Origin of the sequence: Lutibacter sp. (assembly GCF_016342705.1) — a bacterium.
Classification (GTDB): Bacteria; Bacteroidota; Bacteroidia; order Flavobacteriales; family Flavobacteriaceae; genus Lutibacter.
This window is the reverse complement of the sequence record NZ_JAEINV010000016.1, coordinates 1-18485: the sequence shown is the minus strand read 5'-3', so window position 1 is coordinate 18485 and position 18485 is coordinate 1. Positions and strand designations below refer to the sequence as shown.

Sequence of the window (18485 nt, the reverse complement as noted above, 5' to 3'; positions counted from 1 at the left end):
CTTATGAGTTTAGTTCGTTTAAACATAAAAGGCATATCATATAGTCAAACGCAAAGTGGTGCGTATGCACTAGTTTTAAGTGAAGTGGAAGGAAGTAGAACCTTGCCAATTGTTATTGGTGCTTTTGAAGCGCAATCAATTGCCATTGCTTTAGAAAAAGAGATTAAACCTCCAAGACCGCTTACTCACGACCTTTTTAAAAGTTTTGCTGATAGATTTCATATCATTATTAAACAAGTTATTATACATAAATTAGTTGACGGTGTTTTTTACTCAAGCTTAATTTGTGAACGCGATAATATTGAAGAAATAATTGATACCAGAACTTCAGATGCTATTGCATTAGCTACACGGTTTAATGCGCCTATTTTTACGTATGAAAACATTCTTGATAAGGCCGGAATTTATTTGAAAATTAAAGATGAATTATCGCCTGAAAAAGAAGACAAAACCATTGAAAATTTAATTAAAAAACCTAAAAAAGAAGCTTCCTACTCAAAAGACTCACTAAAACAGTTAAATGAAAAATTAGACCAAGCTGTTTTAAATGAAGATTACGAATTAGCTGCAAAACTTAGAGACGAAATAAACAAACGTACTTCTTAATAACAAGTTTCACATATGATAAAAAAGATTTCTTTATCTGCCCTTTTCCTATTTAGCATAATTACAGTTAACGCACAAGACACTATTAATTCAACAATTATAGACAACCAAGGTTTTTCTATAAATTCTTTGTTACGTGGGGCTTTAGGAATGGTTTCATTATTACTTATAGCCTATTTATTTAGCAGTAATAGAAAAGCAATTAATTGGAAAACAGTTGGTGCTGGTTTATCTGCACAACTAATAATTGGAATTGGGGTTTTAAAAGTCCCTTTTATACAAGCTATTTTTGAATTTATTGGAGGTATTTTTACAAATATATTAGATTATACTGCCGCTGGAAGTATCTTTTTATTTGGCGATTTAATGAACGGAGATTCATTTGGTTTCATATTTGTTTTTCAAATTCTACCAACCATTATTTTCTTCTCTGCATTAACATCTTTATTATTTTATTTAGGTATAATTCAAATTATTGTAAAAGGTTTGGCGTTAGTACTTACAAAATTACTACATATATCTGGGGCTGAAAGTTTATCAGTGGCTGGAAATATATTTTTAGGACAAACTGAAGCTCCTTTAATGATTAAAGCTTATTTAGAGCGCATGAATCGTTCCGAAATATTGTTGGTAATGATTGGGGGAATGGCAACTGTTGCTGGTGGAGTTTTAGCTGCATATATTGGCTTTTTAGGTGGAAACGATCCTGTTTTGCGTTTACAATTTGCTAAACATTTATTAGCTGCTTCTGTTATGGCTGCGCCTGGAGCAATTGTAATTTCAAAAATTCTATATCCTCAAACAGAATCTATTAATACAGATGTGAATGTTTCACAAGATAAAATTGGTTCTAATATTTTAGATGCCATTGCTAACGGAACAACTGAAGGATTAAAATTAGCTGCAAACGTAGCCGCAATGTTATTGGTTTTTGTAGCCTTAATTGCCATGCTAAATGGTATTTTAGGTTGGTTTGGAGATGTTACTAATTTAAACGATTGGATGGCGGCAAATACACCGTATCAAAAATTTACGTTGGAATCTATTTTAGGAACAATTTTCGCACCTTTAATGTGGTTAATAGGTGTAGCAACTGAAGATATTATGCTTATGGGCCAATTACTAGGTGTGAAATTAGCAGCTAGTGAATTTGTTGGATATATTCAGTTAGCAGAATTAAAAAATGTAGCAAGCGCAACTCATTTTACGTATAATAAATCGGTGATAATGGCTACTTATATGTTGTGTGGTTTTGCAAACTTCGCATCTATTGGAATTCAAATTGGAGGAATTGGATCTTTAGCTCCATCACAAAGAAAAACATTGTCGGAATTTGGTATGAAAGCGCTTATTGGTGGTTCAATTGCATCGCTTTTATCCGCAACCATTGCAGGAATGATTATAGGATAATAACCTAAACAAAACTTTTTATTTATTATGAAACAATATTTAGACTTAATTAAACACGTACAAGAAAAAGGAATTCTGAAAGAAGACAGAACTGGAACTGGTACAAAAAGTGTTTTTGGGTATCAAATGCGTTTTGATTTAAGTGAAGGTTTTCCCATGCTTACAACAAAAAAACTCCATTTAAAGTCTATTATTCACGAACTATTGTGGTTCTTAAAAGGCGATACAAATATTGAATATTTAAAAGAAAATGGTGTTAAAATTTGGGATGCTTGGGCAAATGAAAATGGAGATTTAGGTCCAGTTTATGGACATCAATGGAGAAATTGGAATAGTGAAGGAATTGACCAAATTTCAGAAGTAATTAACACCATAAAAACAAATCCAGATAGTAGAAGAATGTTGGTTAGTGCATGGAATCCAAGTGTTCTACCAGATACTTCTGTTTCATTTTCAGAAAATGTTGCAAATGGAAAAGCTGCCTTACCTCCTTGTCATGCTTTTTTTCAGTTTTATGTTACAGAAGGAAAACTATCTTGTCAATTATACCAAAGAAGTGCCGATATATTTTTAGGAGTTCCTTTTAATATAGCTTCTTATGCGTTACTTACAATGATGATGGCACAGGTATGCGATTTAAAACCAGGAGATTTTATACACACTTTTGGCGACGCACATATTTATAGCAATCACAGCGAACAAATAAAGTTGCAACTCTCAAGAGAACCTCGTACTTTGCCACAAATGGAAATCAACCCAATAATAAAAAGCATTTTTGATTTTACTTTTGAAGATTTCACTTTAAAAAACTACAATCCACACCCACACATCAGAGGAATTGTTTCAGTTTAATTTTAAAAAATTAATAATTCTTTAATAAGCCTTGTCACAAACATTTAATAACTTTAAGGTTTATAAAGAAAAAGAATTATGAATTCACTTGAACTAAAAAACAAAATAATTGAAAGAATTATTGAAATTGATGATTTAAAAATGCTACAATCGATTGAAATTCTTTTTAATACTTCCGATAAAAATATTGCTAAGTTATTAAATTTTGTGTTTGACAAAACACAGGATGACAAGTTAAAAGAAACTGAAGACTTTACAGAATATATTAAAGAATGGGTTAAAAACATGTAACTATGAGCCAAAATACTGAACAACAAGAATTATACGAAAACGCTCGCTACAGAGTAAAGCAAAAAAAATGGTTATATTTTCATTTTATTCTATTTTTAGTAGGATCCGTTTTTTTAATTATCTTAAATAAAATATTTAAAGTTGGCGAAAATATTGTTGAAGACTGGTTTGTGTGGGCAATCCTTCTATGGTTTTTCTTATTTGTATTACATGTTATAAATGTTTTTGTAACTAAAAAATTTATGGACAGAAATTGGGAACGCGCACAAATTGAGAAATTAACCATAAAACAAGAATTAAAAATAGCTGAATTGGAAAAAGAAATTACCAAGGAAAGTCAAATTAAAATTGATAGTTTAAAAACAGCGCTAGAATTAAAAAAAAAGGAGAACAAACAAAACAATTTAAACCAAGAATGATTACAATTATTGCTGCAATTGCCGAAAACAATGCATTAGGAAAAAACAATAAACTAATTTGGCACTTACCTGCCGATTTAAAACGCTTTAAAAAAGTTACGTTAAATCATCATATCATTATGGGACGTAAAACTTTTGAATCGTTAGGGAAACCTTTACCCAACAGAACAACTATAATAATTACACGTAATACAAATTACAAGGTTGAAGGTTGCATTGTAGTTAACTCTCTAAAAGAAGCTCTTAACGCTGCTAAAAGTGATGAAAACCCTTATATTTTAGGTGGAGCAGAAATCTACAATCAAGCACTTGATGTTGCGGACAAATTAGATTTAACATTTGTCCATCATAATTTTGAAGCTGATGTATTTTTTCCGAAAATTGATACCAAAATTTGGAAGGAAGTATCACGTGAAAATTTTAATGCAGATGAACAAAACAACTACAATTATAGCTTTGTTACTTATTTAAAAGCATAAAAAAAGGCACTATTTATAGTGCCTTTTTTAAACTAAACTAAAATTAATTGAATTAATATAAATTATTTTACTTTACAATTTTATGAACATACGTTCTATTATCACTATCTTTTGCTATTAATCTATACTCACCTGAAGTAAGTTTTGATATATTAAATACTTTCCCAGCCATAATATTATTACTTAATTTTTCTTCTAGTAATAAATTATCATCCGCATCATAAAATGCAATTTTTAATAACTCTTTCCCCGGTGAAAATTTTGAAATGAAAATTAAATCATTTTGAATTCTAACAATTGGCTTATGAATTAATTCTTTTTTCATTTCTAAAACTTCAACTTTTAACCCTGAAACTTTAAATGGTAGCAAACTAATTTTGGTTTGTCCCTCAATTTCAAAAAAATAATTTCCATCAGGCAATAATGTTAAGTCAAACTTTTTTGAAAATTGCTTACCATTAAATTGCTGTTTGTAAAGCTCAACACCATATATATCTTTAATATATACATCTAAACCACCATCATTGTTAATAAGTTCAAGGTTTAACGATTTTGTGTTTTCTGAAAAAATTTTAATATTTTCAAAATTAACATTTGCACTTGCCAAGTTTGCTGTTAACATCAATAGAACTATAGCACTTTTTTTAAATAGATTTTTCATAATTTTTGATTTTTATTAATTAGTATACTGCAAATTTAAATCGAAAAACGAAAACTTTACTCTTCAATTTTTTCATCTTTATGTTCTTTTTTAACATTAAAAACTATTACGAAAACGTTTTAGGTTAATTTAAAATACTTTTAAGTGAATTTTATATATATCCATTCAAACCAATTTATTATTTTTACCAAAAAAAATATGATAACTACTAAACCCGCATTTAGAAAAATAAACCCTTCCTTTGGAAGTTCTTTAAATGTTAGAGAGCATAATGAGAAAATTGAAATAAATTTACCTTTTTGGCATTTCCATCCTGAGTTAGAATTAGTTTATGTAAATAAAGGAAAAGGAAAAAGACATATTGGAAGTCATCTATCCTACTTTAATAATAGTCAGCTTATATTAATTGGGGCAAATTTACCTCATAGTGGCTTTACGGATCGTTTTTCAACAAATGGAACCGAAGTTATTGTACAATTTAAAGAAGACTTTTTAGGAGAAAGCTTTTTAGAAATACCAGAAATGCAACAAGTAAAAGCCCTATTTGCTAGAGCAAAAAAAGGTATTATATATAATGTAGAAGCTAAAAAGGTAATTGGACCAAAAATTGAAGCTTTATTGCATTATGATGGTTTTGACAGAATTATAAAATTTTTAGATGTTTTAAAAGATTTAGCCACAACTAATAATTATTCATTATTAAATGTTGATGGTTTTGCTTTTGAAGTTGAACCTCAAGACAACAAAAAGATAGATATTGTTTTTGGACATGTAAGTAAAAACTTTAAACAATCTATTCCACTAGATGAGATTGCTGAAAAAGTAAGTATGACAGTTCCCGCATTTTGTAGATATTTTAAAAAAGTTACTGGTAAAACATTTACGCAATTTGTAAATGAGTTTAGAATTGTACACGCCACAAAGCTATTAGCCGAAAATCCAACAAGTATTACTGATATTTGTTTTGAAAGTGGTTTTAATAACTTCTCCCATTTTAATAAACTATTTAAAAAGTTTACAGGAAAAAGTCCGTTAAAATATAGAAATGAAATGAAACAATTGGTAGTTCAAAAATAATAGTTAAAAACTTCTATTTTTTTGAAAACCATAGAAAAATAAAAATGGGGCCTTATGAATAGCCCCATTTTAACGTTAACCAAATATATAATAGTAATAATTATGTATACGTTTTCTAAACCTTAATTATTATACTACAAATATACTGCAGTAGTAGCGTTTAAAATACATCAAATTTTTCATGTTTATATGCTATTTTGACATATAACTATTTTACGAAAACGTTTTAGGTTAATTTAATATATAAATAGTGTTATTATAACATTAAACCCTATTAAACTAAAGTTCATATTTTTTAATTAATGAATTTCAATTATATAAGGCATTCGTGCCTGAATTCCTTTTAAATTTGAAAAACTTTTAACGGTCTTATAAATTTTATAATTTTCTTCACCAAACTCTTCAATTAACAATTTTTCTTTTGTTTTCATAAAAGGAAAACCACCAAATCTGTCTTCCAATTCAATTTTATAATCTGGATAGTTTCTAACTTTATAATCTGTAATTTCAGCTAATTCAGCAGCAGCAGCAATGGCATCATCTAAATTACCAAGTTCATCAATTAAACCTATTTTTTTAGCTTCTACTCCACTCCAAACTCTACCTTGTGCAATACTATCAACAGCTGCAAAACTTATGTTTCTACCAGCAGAAACCCTATCTAAAAATGTATTATACACTTGTTCTACACCTTCAGTTGTAACCGCTCTAAAACTATCACTCATTGGTTCAAAAGCACTATAACTAGCTCCTTTGTTAGTACTAACTTGCTCGGCATTTATTCCTATTTTATTAGCCAGTTTACTTATATTAGGTATTACCCCAAAAACGCCTATAGAACCTGTAATAGTAGTTGGTTCCGCAATAATTTTAGTTGCGTTACAAGCTATATAATAACCTCCAGATGCTGCAACATCTCCCATAGACACAACAATTGGTAATGTTTTCTTAGTAAGTTCTATTTCTCTCCAAATTAATTCTGAAGCCAAAGCACTACCACCTGGAGAATTGATACGCAAAACAATTGCTTTTACCTCTTTTGATTCTCGTGCGGTTTTTAACGCTTTAATAATTAAATCTTGACCTATATAGTTTTCATCACCTTTTCCATACATAATTTCTCCCTGCGCATAAATAACGGCTATTTTATTTGAGGCTGAAGAAGAAATTCTTCCTTTTCCTGTTGAAATATAATCTTCAATAGTAATTTTATTTAAATCTGAATCAATAGCAATTCCTGCTGCTAATTTTAATTTATTTTCATATTCATCGCTATAAATTGCACCATCAATTAAATTATTTCTTAAGGCTAAATCGGCATTTCTTCCTAATAGATTATCTGCAATGTTGTTTAACTCTTCTACTATTATATTTCTACTTTTTGATACATCTTCTAAAATTTCGATCCAAATAGCATTTAAAAAAGAAGAAATTTGCTCTCTGTTGGCTTCACTCATTTCATTATATAAATAGGGTTCCACAGCACTTTTATATTTTCCATGGCGAATAACTTCCATGGTAACACCAGATTTATCTTCTAAATCTTTATAAAAAAGTATTTCTGAAGAAAGTCCTTTAAAATCTACTGAACCTTGCGGATTTAAAAAAATAGAATCTGCAATTGAACTTAAATAATATGATTTTTGGTCATAAACATCCGCATACGCATTTATAAACTTGCCAGATGCTTTAAATTCTTCTAGTTTATTTCTAATGGCTTGAGTTTGAGAAACTCCAGCACCAACGCCCATTGTGCTAATGCTTATTCCTTTTATATTTGCATCATCTTTAGCGTTTTCAATAGCGTTAATAATATCGTTTAATGCAATTTTATCATCATTAAACCCAAATATTTCATCTATCGGATTATCGCTTTTAGGCGCAAAGTCTTTTACGGTTTTTTCTAATCTAATTTCTAAAACCGAATTTTCCTTCACACTTATTTTTTCAGTTTCGCCTACTGCCGAAGCAATTAAAACAATTAAAACAAGGATAATTCCTAATGCAATTAGGGTTCCAAATATTGATGCAATTAAATTTCTTAAAAAATTCATAGTAAATTAATTTTGTTGTGTCAAAAAATACACAAATGTTTATAAGTTGAGGCACAAAGATATATTTTTAAATAATACTTTTCTTTTCTTTGCAGTCAGTTTATGCAAATAGTTAGAACAACATATTTATCTCTTGGAAGCAACCTTGGTAATAAGGCAGAAAATTTACAGCAAGCTGTAAATTTAATAGCAGAAAAAATTGGGAAGGTTTCCAAAATTTCCTCGGTTTACAAAACAGCAGCCTGGGGTTTTGAAAGTGATGAATTTTTTAATATTTGTTTACAAGTTGCTACAAGTTTAAATCCTGAAAATTTATTAATTGAAATTCAAAAAATTGAGTTACAATTAGGTAGAAATAGAAAAACGGAAGCGGGTTACCAAGCTAGAACTATTGATATTGATGTATTACTTTTTGATACTGAAATAATTATCTCCAAAGAATTAATGGTTCCTCATAAAGAAATGCTGAAAAGAAAATTTGTAATGGTTCCTTTAGCTGAAATTGCTCCAAATTTTATGCATCCCATTGAAAAACAACAAATTCAGGTTTGTTTATCTAATTGTAATGATTCCAGTGCTATTGAAAAAGTTGATTTAAAACTAATACGCCCAATTTGTTTATCAGAAAAGTATAATTATATAGCTATTGAAGGGAATATTGGTGCTGGAAAAACAACCTTAGCTACTAAAATAGCAGAAGATTTTAATGCGAAAATTGTATTGGAACGTTTTGCTGACAATCCTTTTTTACCAAAGTTTTACGAAGATAATGAACGTTATGCTTTTCCGTTAGAAATGAGTTTTTTAGCGGATAGATATCAACAATTATCAGATGATTTGGCGCAATTTGATTTATTTAAAAACTTTATTGTATCAGACTATTATATATTTAAATCATTAATTTTTGCGCAGGTAACACTTCAAAAAGAAGAATATTTTTTATACCGTAAAATGTTTGATATTATGTATAAAGAAATTTCTAAACCCGATTTATACATTTATTTATACCAAAACACACCTCGCTTAATTGAAAACATTAAAAAAAGAGGACGTGATTATGAACAAAATATTGCGCCAGCATATTTAGATAAAATTCATAAAGGTTATTCCACTTTTATAAATACGGAAGAAAATTTAAATACTTTAATAATTGATGTTTCTGATAAAGACTTTCTTTCCAACCCATACGATTACAAAGAAATTATCGAATTAATTAAAACGGCTAGTTAGTTTTTTTAAGCTCTAATTTTTCTGCAAAATAATCACAAAAATCGCGCATAGTTGCACTCATTTTAACATCATTTGTTGCTGTTTCAAAAGTATCGGCCATTGTAACTAAAGTTTGGTGAAAAAACTGTTTCATTTCATCAACAGGCATATCTTTTGTCCATAAATCCATACGTAATGTTTCTTTGGCTTTATGATCCCAAACCGATATTAATAATGCTTTTGCTTCTTCATTATTAATTGCGCCATCATTAGCTGTCCAATGTAATTTTTCAGGAACTTTATTTTCGTCCAATCCTACAATAAATTCAATTTTAGAAGTATTTTTTACAGCCATTATTTTTTTGGTTTGTATTTAGATTTTTTAAAAATTTCATCTGCATTTGTTAGCAAAAGTTGTTGCAAAGTTACATTATTATTTTTCATATAAGAACGCACAATTTGCCAACCCAACCAAACGCCCACTCTTCCTGGCGACTCTTTATCAATATTTATATAAAACTTAGAGAATGGCGCATTTTCAATAAAGCGCTTATTCAGCTGAGCATCTGTACTATATAATAAATTATTTTCAATGAAATAAGTCCAAATTTGAGTTTCATTTAAAGAAATCCATTCAATTTCATCATTTGAATATCCAATTTTTTGAGCATCAGTAGCCGATGGCAAATAACTATCTAATAAATATAATTTTTTACCTTCATTAATTAAATCATCTATAAATTGACGATTTCTACTTTTAACTAAAAACTTTTCACTAATAGCATTGGCAATATCAACTGTTAATTGAGATTTGTCGTAATTTTTAGATAAATATTCTGGAAAATCTTTATAAACTTCATCATTTTTACCTAAATACATATCTAACGAAACAAATAGTAAACTATCTGCATACATTATTTTATTTTCATAATCTAAATTGGTAATTAACGTAATTATTTTTGGCGATTTAAATGTTGGATGATAGTAAGAGATATGTTGAAACAGTTCTTCTATTTGTAGTTTTTCATCATCAAAATTTTTAAAAACTTCCTGAGATTTTTTAAATAATAATTGCTCTTCTCTATTATTTATTTTTTGAAGCCAAATACTATCCGGATTTTGAGTTGGAAATAAATACGGATATTCACTTTTTAGCTTTTCTAAATTGCTTTCATTTGCAGTGTAAAATTGCTGTTCAAATCTGTCAATTTTCACATTAACGCTAATATTAGATATATCTACAAAGGTTTTAGCTTCTTCTTTACAAGAAACAATTGTGAATATAATAACTGCAATACCAAAAATTTTATTCATTAATTTTTATATTTACACTTTTATTTTTTAAAACGCTAAAATTACTAAAAAAGTTTAATTATGAATACAGAAAAAGTTGTTGAACATATTGTTAACTGGTTAAAAGATTATGCAACCAATGCAAAAGTAAACGGATTTATTATTGGAATTTCCGGCGGCATAGATTCTGCAGTAACCTCAACACTTTGTGCAAAAACAGGATTCCCAGTGTTATGTGTTGAAATGCCAATTCATCAAGCACCAAATCAGGTTTCAAGAGGTAGAGAACATATAACGTATTTAAAAACTAATTTTGAAAAAGTTATTGCTACAGAAGTAGATTTAACTTCAACTTTTGATAATTTTAAAAATGCAGTTCCTACAATTGAAAACGAAGCTACTGTTGCAATGAGTTTAGCCAACACACGCGCACGTTTACGAATGACAACATTATATTATTTAGCAGGTTTACACGGATATTTAGTTGCAGGAACTGGAAATAAAGTAGAAGATTTTGGCGTTGGGTTTTATACAAAATATGGCGATGGCGGCGTTGATTTAAGCCCAATTGCAGATTTAATGAAATCGGAAGTGTACAAAATTTCCGAATATTTAAATGTTGTAAATTCCATCCAAATTGCGCAACCTACAGATGGATTATTTGGTGATAGCAGAACAGATGAAGACCAAATTGGCGCAAGTTATGATGAACTTGAATGGGCTATGAAACAAGATGAATTAGGAAAAACGGAATCGGATTTTAACGACCGCGAAAAAATAGTTTTTAAAATTTACAAACATCGAAATAACGCTAACAAACATAAAATGGATCCAATTCCAGTATGTTTAATTCCAAAAGAATATAACAATTAAAAAAATCATAAAAAAAAGCGAATAAAAAATTATTCGCTTTTTTTATACATTAATATAGTATTTATTTTAAAGTTTAAAGGTTAATACAGGTAATTTAGCATGATTTGTTAAATCTTCGCCAATACTTCCATTAAACAAATGGGCCAATCCTCTTCTTCCGTGGGTATTCAGTAAAATTATGTCTGCATCAATAACTTTTGAAAAATTTAGGATTCCTAATTCAATAGAAACATCATTATAAATATTTAGTGAAAAATCTCCTAAATCAAAATCATTTATAAAATTTCTAATAGCATCACTTGAATCTTTTGTAGTTTCAAAATTATGAATAGTATTAATTTTCAATAAATGCAATTTAGCATTAAATAGCAATGCAAAATTCAATATTTTTTGAAATGCTGATCTGTTTTCAAATTTAAAGTTTGAAGCAAAAACAATGTTTTCAATTTTAAAATCATCAATATCCTCTTTTACAACAAGTACAGGAATTTCCGAATTTCTAACAACCTTTTCTGTATTTGAACCTACTAACATCTCCTCAATACCTGAAGCTCCTTTAGATCCCATTACAATAAGACTTGCTTCTTGTTTTTTACTTTCATCAATAATACCATCATAAGCCTTGTGAAATTGCACTGAATCCTCCACTTCAACACCTTTCAAGAAAGGAAGTTTTTTAAAATCTTCAAAATTTTCGTGAGCTCTTTGCAAAAACAACAACGCCGTAGGTGAATTATTTGCTGAACCAAAACTGGCTGGGTCAATTATACCTGTAGGCAGTTCCAACATATGCAATAAAAATATTTTGGCATTTGTTTGTTTTGCAATTACTGATGCCACTTTAGCAGCATACTCTGCTTGCTTTGAAAAATCTACAGGGACTAAAATACTCTTCATATTATCTGTTTAATATTATTCCGTTTAATGTAAAGTTAATAATTTTATATTAATAATAAGGATGATTTTTTATCAATTAAAAAAATCTTAGTATATTTGCACAGAATTATTAGGATTTAGAAGCTAAGGAGGGGACGATAAGTCCCCTCTTTTTATAAAAAATGGATAAAATAAAAATAACAAATTTAGTTGACCAAGCTATTCAAGAAAATAGCGAACTCTTTTTAATAGACCTTCAATTTTTACCAGATAACAAAATTTATGTTGAAATTGATGGGGATAATGGTGTGTCATTAAATGAGTGTATAAGAGTTAGCAGAGGTGTTGAGAATAATTTAGACCGTGAAGAAGAAGATTTTTCTTTAGAAGTAACTACACCAGATGTTGCACAACCTATTAAAGTTAACAGACAGTATATTAAAAATATTGACAGAACTTTAACTGTTAGATTAAAGGATAACACAAAAATTGAAGGAATACTTAAAAAAGTAGCTTCAGAAAGTATAGATTTAGAATGGACATCCCGTGAACCAAAACCAGTTGGAAAAGGCAAAATTACGGTAGTAAAAACAACAACAGTATCATTTAAAGATATTGCAGAGGCAAAAGTGAAAATAATATTTTAATAAAGAGAGTGAATGGAAAATTTAGCATTAATTGAATCATTTTCAGAATTTAAAGGTGATAAAAATATTGATAGAGTTACCCTAATGGCAATTTTAGAAGAAGTTTTTAGAGCAGCTTTAAAACGAAAATTTGGGTCAGATGATAACTTTGATATTATTATAAATCCAGATAAAGGAGATTTAGAAATTTGGCGAAACAGAATTGTTGTTGCTGATGGAATGTCTGAAGATGATAATGAGGAAATTGAACTTGCTGAAGCTAGAAAAATTGAACCAGATTTTGAAATTGGGGAAGATGTTTCTGAAGAAGTTAAGTTAATTGACCTTGGAAGAAGAGCTATTTTAGCTTTACGCCAAAATTTAATTTCAAAAATTCATGAACACGATAGCACAAATACTTTTAAACACTTTAAAGAGTTAGAAGGCGATATTTATAGTGCAGAAGTTCATCATATTCGTCATAATGCTGTAATTTTGTTAGATGATGATGGAAATGAAATAGTATTACCAAAAAGCGAACAAATTCGTTCAGATTATTTTAGAAAAGGTGATTCAGTTAGAGGAATTGTAAAAACTGTTGAATTAAGAGGTAACAAACCTGTTATCATTCTTTCTAGAACTTCACCTCAATTTTTAGTGAAATTATTTGAACAAGAAATTCCAGAAGTATTTGATGGTTTAATTACTATTGAAGGGGTTGCCAGAATACCTGGCGAAAAAGCAAAAGTAGCTGTTGATTCTTATGATGATAGAATTGATCCTGTTGGAGCTTGTGTTGGTATGAAAGGTTCTCGTATTCACGGAATTGTTCGTGAATTAGGAAATGAAAATATTGATGTAATTAATTTTACAAAAAATACACAATTGTATATTGCTCGTGCCTTAAGCCCTGCTAAAGTTGCTTCAATGAAAATTCATGAAGAAGAAGGACGAGAAGACGGAAAAAAAGGAAGAGTTGATGTATTTTTACAACCAGAAGAAGTTTCTAAAGCAATTGGAAAAAATGGTGTAAATATACGTTTGGCTTCTCAATTAACTGGCTATGAACTAGATGTTCAAAGAGAAGGTGTTGAAGCTGAAGATGATGTTGAATTAACAGAATTCTCTGATGAAATAGAAGCTTGGGTAATTCAAGAATTTAAAAAGATAGGTTTAGATACTGCGCGTAGCGTACTTGAAAAAGATGTAGCTGAACTTTTAAGTAGAACCGATTTAGAAGAAGAAACTATTATTGAGGTTCAAAAAATATTAAGAGAAGAATTTGAAGACTAATTCCCTTTAAAACTTCACAAAATAATTGGCTAAAAAATAACTATATGGCTGACAACAAAACATTGAGACTAAACAAAGTATTACGAGAATTAAATATCTCATTAGACAGGGCTGTTGAGCATTTAACAAGTCACGGCTTTGATATTGAAGCTAGACCAACAACCAAAATTTCTAATGATGAATACGAAATATTATTGGATGGTTTTCAAACTGACAGAACTAAAAAGGCAGCTTCAAAAGAGGTAGGTGAAGAAAAACGAAAAGAAAAAGAAGCATTGCGTATTGCTTTAGAAGAGAAGCAAGAGAAACATCGCATTGAGGAAGAAGCTAAAAAAGTTGTAGTTAAAGCCAAAGCTGATAAACTTGAGGTAAAAACAGTTGGTAAAATTAATATTGAACCTAAAAAAGAAACTGTTCCTACGCCTCCTCCAGTTCAAGAAAAAATTCAAGAAAAAGTTGAAGAAAAACCGATTTCTGAAAATAAATTGATTTCTGAAGAAAAGCCAATTACTGAAACAAAACCAAAAGAAATTGAGGAAGTAAAAATTCAGCCCGAAAAAGTTGAAGAAAAAACTCCTATAATTGAGGAAAAACCAAAAGTAGCTGATCCAATTAAAGTTAGTAAAGTTATTGAAACCGAAAAACCTAAAACTCCAACAGTTTCTGCTCCTAAAAAAGAGTTTGTAAAACCAGAAAAGCAACAATCTGCTGCTCCTAAAGTTGAAGAAACTAAAAAAACGGAAGAAATAGTAGAGTCTAACGAGCCTCAATCTATTGAAACAAAATACAAAAAATTAGAAGGGGTAAGAATTACTGGAAAAACTATTGATTTAAAACAGTTTGAACGACCTAAAAAGAAAAAACCTGAACCAGCTGCTACAACCAAAAAAGAAGGAGATGCTGCTTCAGACGCTAATAAAAAGAAACGAAGAAGAATTAAAAAAACACCTTTTTCAAATGATAAAAAACCTGGAACTCCAGGAGTTGCTCAAAATAGAAGTGCTGGAGCAAGAGGTGGAAATGCACAACGTGGAGTTAGAAAACCTATAATTAAAGAAGAACCATCAGAAGCAGATGTACAAAAACAAGTACGTGAAACTTTAGAAAAACTTCAAGGGAAATCTAAAAAAGGTAAAGGGGCAAAATACAGAAGAGATAAAAGAGATTTACATCGTCAACAGACTGAAATAGACCAAGAGTTACAAGCTGCTGAAAGTAAAATTTTAAAAGTTACTGAATTTGTCACTGTAAGTGAAATTGCTACAATGATGGATATTCCTGTAACCAAAATTATTTCCACTTGTATGTCTTTAGGGATGATGGTTACTATGAATCAACGTTTAGACGCTGAAACATTAACAATTGTTGCCGAAGAATTTGATTATACTGTTGATTTTGTGGGTGCAGAAGTTGAAGAATCTATTGAAGAACATATTGATACTGAAGCAGAATTAGAAACTAGAGCTCCAATTATTACGGTAATGGGGCACGTTGATCACGGTAAAACTTCATTATTAGATTATATTAGAGAAGAAAATGTAATTGCCGGTGAATCTGGTGGAATTACACAGCATATTGGCGCATATGGTGTGCAATTAAAAGGTGGTCAAAAAATAGCATTTTTAGATACACCTGGTCACGAAGCATTTACAGCAATGCGTGCACGTGGTGCTCAAGTTACAGATTTAGTAATTATTGTTATTGCTGCGGATGATGATGTAATGCCTCAAACAAAAGAAGCTATTAGCCATGCACAAGCCGCAAATGTTCCAATTGTATTTGCCATAAATAAGGTAGATAAGCCTGCTGCAAATCCAGAGAAAATTAAAGAACAACTTTCTCAAATGAATTTATTAGTTGAAGATTGGGGTGGAAAAATACAATCTCATGAAATTTCAGCTAAAACCGGGCAAGGTGTTGAAGAATTACTTGAAAAAGTTTTATTAGAAGCTGAAATGTTAGATTTAAAAGCGAATCCTAATAAACATGCAGTTGGTACGGTTGTAGAAGCCTTATTAGATAAAGGAAGAGGATATGTATCAACTATTTTAGTACAAGAAGGAACACTTAAAATTGGTGATTATATGTTAGCTGGTAAACATAGCGGTAAAGTAAAGGCTATGTTTGACGAAAGAGGAAAAAGCATGAAAGAAGCTGGACCATCAACACCGGTTTCAATATTAGGTTTAGATGGAGCACCTCAAGCTGGTGATAAATTTCACATTTTTGATGATGAAAAAGAAGCAAAACAAATTGCCTCAAAAAGATCTCAATTACAACGTGAGCAATCTGTTAGAACACAGCGTCATATTACGTTAGATGAAATTGGAAGACGTATTGCCTTAGGTGACTTTAAAGAATTAAATATTATCTTAAAAGGTGATGTAGATGGTTCTGTAGAAGCATTAACTGATTCGTTCCAAAAACTTTCAACTGCTGAAATTCAAGTTAATATTATTCATAAAGGAGTTGGTGCAATTACTGAATCTGACGTGTTATTAGCTTCCGCTTCTGATGCTATTATTGTTGGATTTAATGTGAGACCTTCTGGAAATGCTAGAATATTAGCTGATAATGAAGAAATTGATGTAAGAACATACTCAATTATTTATGATGCAATTAATGATTTACGTGATGCAATGGAAGGAATGTTATCTCCTGAATTAAAAGAAGAAGTAACTGGAAATGTTGAAATACGAGAGGTTTATAAAATTTCTAAAGTTGGAAACATTGCAGGTTGTATGGTTGTAAGTGGAAAAATTTATAGAAATTCTAAAATTAGAATTATTAGAGACAGTGTAGTAATTCATTCTGGAGATCTTTCATCATTAAAAAGATTTAAAGATGACGCAAAAGAGGTTGCAAAAGGTTATGACTGTGGACTTCAAATTAAAAACTATAATGATATTGAAGTTGGAGATGTAATAGAAGCATACCAAGAAGTAGAAGTTAAAAAGAAATTGAAGAGATAATAAAATAAATATTCAAAAAAAAAGGTTGCATAATTAAATTATGCAACCTTTTTAAATTTACGATAAATTATTTATGCTTTTTTTACACTTATTTTTAAGCTAAATCTTAATATTAAATATCCTAAAACACCTGCTATTAAAGAGCCAATAATAATACCCATTTTTGCAGCGGCTATTAATGTTAAGTCATTAAAGGCTAAATTCGCTATAAATAAAGACATTGTAAATCCTAATCCACCTAATAAACTAACACCCAATAATTGTTTGTAATTTACACCCTCTGGCAAGTCTGCAAGTTTTAATTTAATACCAATTAAAGACATTAATACAATTCCTATAGTATTACCTAAAACCAATGCTAAAGCAATATTTAATGTTATATGACTTGCATCTCCTAAACCATCAAAACTTAAAACAACACCCGCATTTGCTAACGCAAAAATGGGCATTATTATATATGAAACCCAACCATGTAAATTATGTTCCAATTGTTGTAATGGCGAATAAGCTTCTTCTGTTAAAGTTTCAATATTACCAACCGCCTCTATTTGTTTTTTACTCATTAATGTATTGGAGGATGAACTATTTTCTTTAAAAATATTAAGTTCACTTGAAACAGATTTAAAATAAGACATACAATCTACTTTTCTTTGAATTGGAATAGTAAAAGCCATTAAAATACCTGCAATAGTTGGATGTATTCCTGACTTTAAAAATAAGAGCCAAACTATAAAACCAATAACAAAATAAAAATACTTAGAATATACTTGTTTATAACTCAAAAATCCAACAACTCCCACCAATAACAATGCGTACATAATTAAATCCCATTGAATATTTGCGCTATAAAAAATAGCGATTACTAATACTGCACCAATATCATCAACAATTGCAAATGCAGTTAAAAATATTTTTAACCCTAACGGCACTCTATTACCTAACAATTTCAAAATTCCCAATGTAAAAGCAATGTCCGTTGCCATAGGTATTCCCCAACCTTCAGCACCAATTTTACCATAATTTAAACCAGAAAATATTAATACAGGAAATAACATTCCTCCAATTGCAGCAAAAATTGGTAGTGAAGCTTTTCTTAAAGTAGTAAGCTCTCCTTCCAATATTTCTCGTTTAACTTCTAAACCAATTACAAAAAAGAAAATAGCCATTAAACCATCATTAATCCATAAAATTAATGGTTTGGCTAAATGAAAATCTGAATTTGCAAATCCAATTGTAAATTGATGGTTCCAAAAATCTTCATAAAAGTTCCCAAAAGAAGAATTTGCCCAAAGCACGGCAATTATAGATACTATAAATAATAGTATACTTGAAGATGTTTCTAAATTAATAAATCTATTTATTGAATTACTAATAATTTTCATGTTGTGTAATTTTTTTCGAAAGATACATTTTTATTCTTTTGAGTCGTCCTAAAATAGGTTGACGATTATTAAAAAAATTAATGAAAACCTGTGAAGATATCTTCACAGGTTT

General features: G+C 29.6%; 18 protein-coding genes. 12 read left to right on the top strand and 6 right to left on the bottom strand.

The window, feature by feature from the left end; all coding sequences use genetic code 11:
- Nucleotides 1-3: 3 nt before the first annotated feature.
- The 6 genes from JEY78_RS13250 (at nucleotide 4) to JEY78_RS13225 (ending at nucleotide 4057) form a co-directional block, all read left to right on the top strand.
- Nucleotides 4-606, top strand: a complete 603-nt coding sequence (locus JEY78_RS13250) for a bifunctional nuclease family protein (protein WP_291852255.1) — start codon at nucleotides 4-6, stop codon at nucleotides 604-606.
- Nucleotides 607-621: 15 nt separating this feature from the next.
- Nucleotides 622-2016 carry a nucleoside transporter C-terminal domain-containing protein gene (locus tag JEY78_RS13245; RefSeq protein WP_291852252.1) on the top strand — a complete coding sequence of 465 codons (1395 nt, stop codon included), beginning with the start codon at nucleotides 622-624 and terminating at the stop codon, nucleotides 2014-2016.
- 27 nt (nucleotides 2017-2043) lie between these two features.
- A complete protein-coding gene (locus JEY78_RS13240) occupies nucleotides 2044-2868 on the top strand; it encodes a thymidylate synthase (protein ID WP_291852249.1) in 825 nt (274 codons plus the stop codon).
- Nucleotides 2869-2946: 78 nt separating this feature from the next.
- Complete coding sequence (locus tag JEY78_RS13235) at nucleotides 2947-3159, top strand: hypothetical protein (protein WP_291852247.1); 213 nt, start codon at nucleotides 2947-2949, stop codon at nucleotides 3157-3159.
- Nucleotides 3160-3161: 2 nt separating this feature from the next.
- Nucleotides 3162-3578 carry a 2TM domain-containing protein gene (locus tag JEY78_RS13230; RefSeq protein ID WP_291852244.1) on the top strand — a complete coding sequence of 139 codons (417 nt, stop codon included), beginning with the start codon at nucleotides 3162-3164 and terminating at the stop codon, nucleotides 3576-3578.
- Nucleotides 3575-4057 carry a dihydrofolate reductase gene (locus JEY78_RS13225; RefSeq protein WP_291852241.1) on the top strand — a complete coding sequence of 161 codons (483 nt, stop codon included), beginning with the start codon at nucleotides 3575-3577 and terminating at the stop codon, nucleotides 4055-4057. The genes JEY78_RS13230 and JEY78_RS13225 overlap by 4 nt, the downstream gene beginning before the upstream one ends.
- A gap of 67 nt (nucleotides 4058-4124) precedes the next feature.
- Here JEY78_RS13225 and JEY78_RS13220 read toward each other — a convergent pair whose 3' ends face one another.
- Nucleotides 4125-4718 carry a hypothetical protein gene (locus JEY78_RS13220; protein ID WP_291852238.1) on the bottom strand — a complete coding sequence of 198 codons (594 nt, stop codon included), beginning with the start codon at nucleotides 4716-4718 and terminating at the stop codon, nucleotides 4125-4127.
- A gap of 198 nt (nucleotides 4719-4916) precedes the next feature.
- Between JEY78_RS13220 and JEY78_RS13215 the strand changes: the two genes are divergently transcribed.
- The gene (locus JEY78_RS13215) at nucleotides 4917-5795 is read left to right on the top strand and encodes an AraC family transcriptional regulator (RefSeq protein WP_291852235.1); all 879 of its coding nucleotides are present in this window, start codon (nucleotides 4917-4919) and stop codon (nucleotides 5793-5795) included.
- Nucleotides 5796-6094: 299 nt separating this feature from the next.
- Here JEY78_RS13215 and sppA read toward each other — a convergent pair whose 3' ends face one another.
- Nucleotides 6095-7849 carry a signal peptide peptidase SppA gene (gene sppA / locus JEY78_RS13210; RefSeq protein WP_291852231.1) on the bottom strand — a complete coding sequence of 585 codons (1755 nt, stop codon included), beginning with the start codon at nucleotides 7847-7849 and terminating at the stop codon, nucleotides 6095-6097.
- 102 nt (nucleotides 7850-7951) lie between these two features.
- On the opposite strand from sppA, the gene folK reads away from it, so the two are divergent.
- Nucleotides 7952-9079, top strand: coding sequence for a 2-amino-4-hydroxy-6-hydroxymethyldihydropteridine diphosphokinase (gene folK, locus JEY78_RS13205; RefSeq protein ID WP_291852228.1), 1128 nt, complete (start codon nucleotides 7952-7954; stop codon nucleotides 9077-9079).
- On the opposite strand, the gene gldC is transcribed toward folK, so the two are convergent.
- The gene (gene gldC / locus JEY78_RS13200) at nucleotides 9072-9413 is read right to left on the bottom strand and encodes a gliding motility protein GldC (RefSeq protein WP_291852225.1); all 342 of its coding nucleotides are present in this window, start codon (nucleotides 9411-9413) and stop codon (nucleotides 9072-9074) included. The two genes, folK and gldC, sit on opposite strands and share 8 nt — an antisense overlap.
- Nucleotides 9413-10372 (bottom strand): gliding motility lipoprotein GldB, encoded by a 960-nt coding sequence (gene gldB, locus JEY78_RS13195; protein WP_291852223.1) that lies wholly within the window; start codon nucleotides 10370-10372, stop codon nucleotides 9413-9415. Before gldB ends, gldC begins: the two co-directional genes overlap by 1 nt.
- Before the next feature lie 60 nt (nucleotides 10373-10432).
- On the opposite strand from gldB, the gene nadE reads away from it, so the two are divergent.
- Entirely contained in the window at nucleotides 10433-11224 is a 792-nt protein-coding gene (gene nadE, locus JEY78_RS13190; protein ID WP_291852220.1) for an NAD(+) synthase, read from the top strand.
- A 66-nt stretch (nucleotides 11225-11290) separates the two neighbouring features.
- Here the strand turns inward: nadE and JEY78_RS13185 are convergent, their stop codons facing one another.
- On the bottom strand, nucleotides 11291-12121 hold the full coding sequence (locus JEY78_RS13185; RefSeq protein ID WP_291852216.1) for a universal stress protein: 831 nt from the start codon (nucleotides 12119-12121) through the stop codon (nucleotides 11291-11293).
- A gap of 161 nt (nucleotides 12122-12282) precedes the next feature.
- Here JEY78_RS13185 and rimP point away from each other — a divergent pair, with 161 nt between their 5' ends.
- Genes rimP through infB form a run of 3 tightly spaced genes read left to right on the top strand, consistent with a single transcriptional unit; the run spans nucleotide 12283 to nucleotide 16991 of the window.
- Nucleotides 12283-12747, top strand: a complete 465-nt coding sequence (rimP, locus tag JEY78_RS13180) for a ribosome assembly cofactor RimP (protein WP_291852213.1) — start codon at nucleotides 12283-12285, stop codon at nucleotides 12745-12747.
- A 12-nt stretch (nucleotides 12748-12759) separates the two neighbouring features.
- On the top strand, nucleotides 12760-14019 hold the full coding sequence (gene nusA / locus JEY78_RS13175; protein ID WP_291852210.1) for a transcription termination factor NusA: 1260 nt from the start codon (nucleotides 12760-12762) through the stop codon (nucleotides 14017-14019).
- Nucleotides 14020-14063: 44 nt separating this feature from the next.
- A complete protein-coding gene (gene infB, locus JEY78_RS13170; RefSeq protein WP_291852207.1) occupies nucleotides 14064-16991 on the top strand; it encodes a translation initiation factor IF-2 in 2928 nt (975 codons plus the stop codon).
- Nucleotides 16992-17062: 71 nt separating this feature from the next.
- Here infB and nhaA read toward each other — a convergent pair whose 3' ends face one another.
- Nucleotides 17063-18373, bottom strand: a complete 1311-nt coding sequence (nhaA, locus tag JEY78_RS13165; RefSeq protein WP_291852204.1) for a Na+/H+ antiporter NhaA — start codon at nucleotides 18371-18373, stop codon at nucleotides 17063-17065.
- Between the last annotated feature and the right edge of the window lie 112 nt (nucleotides 18374-18485).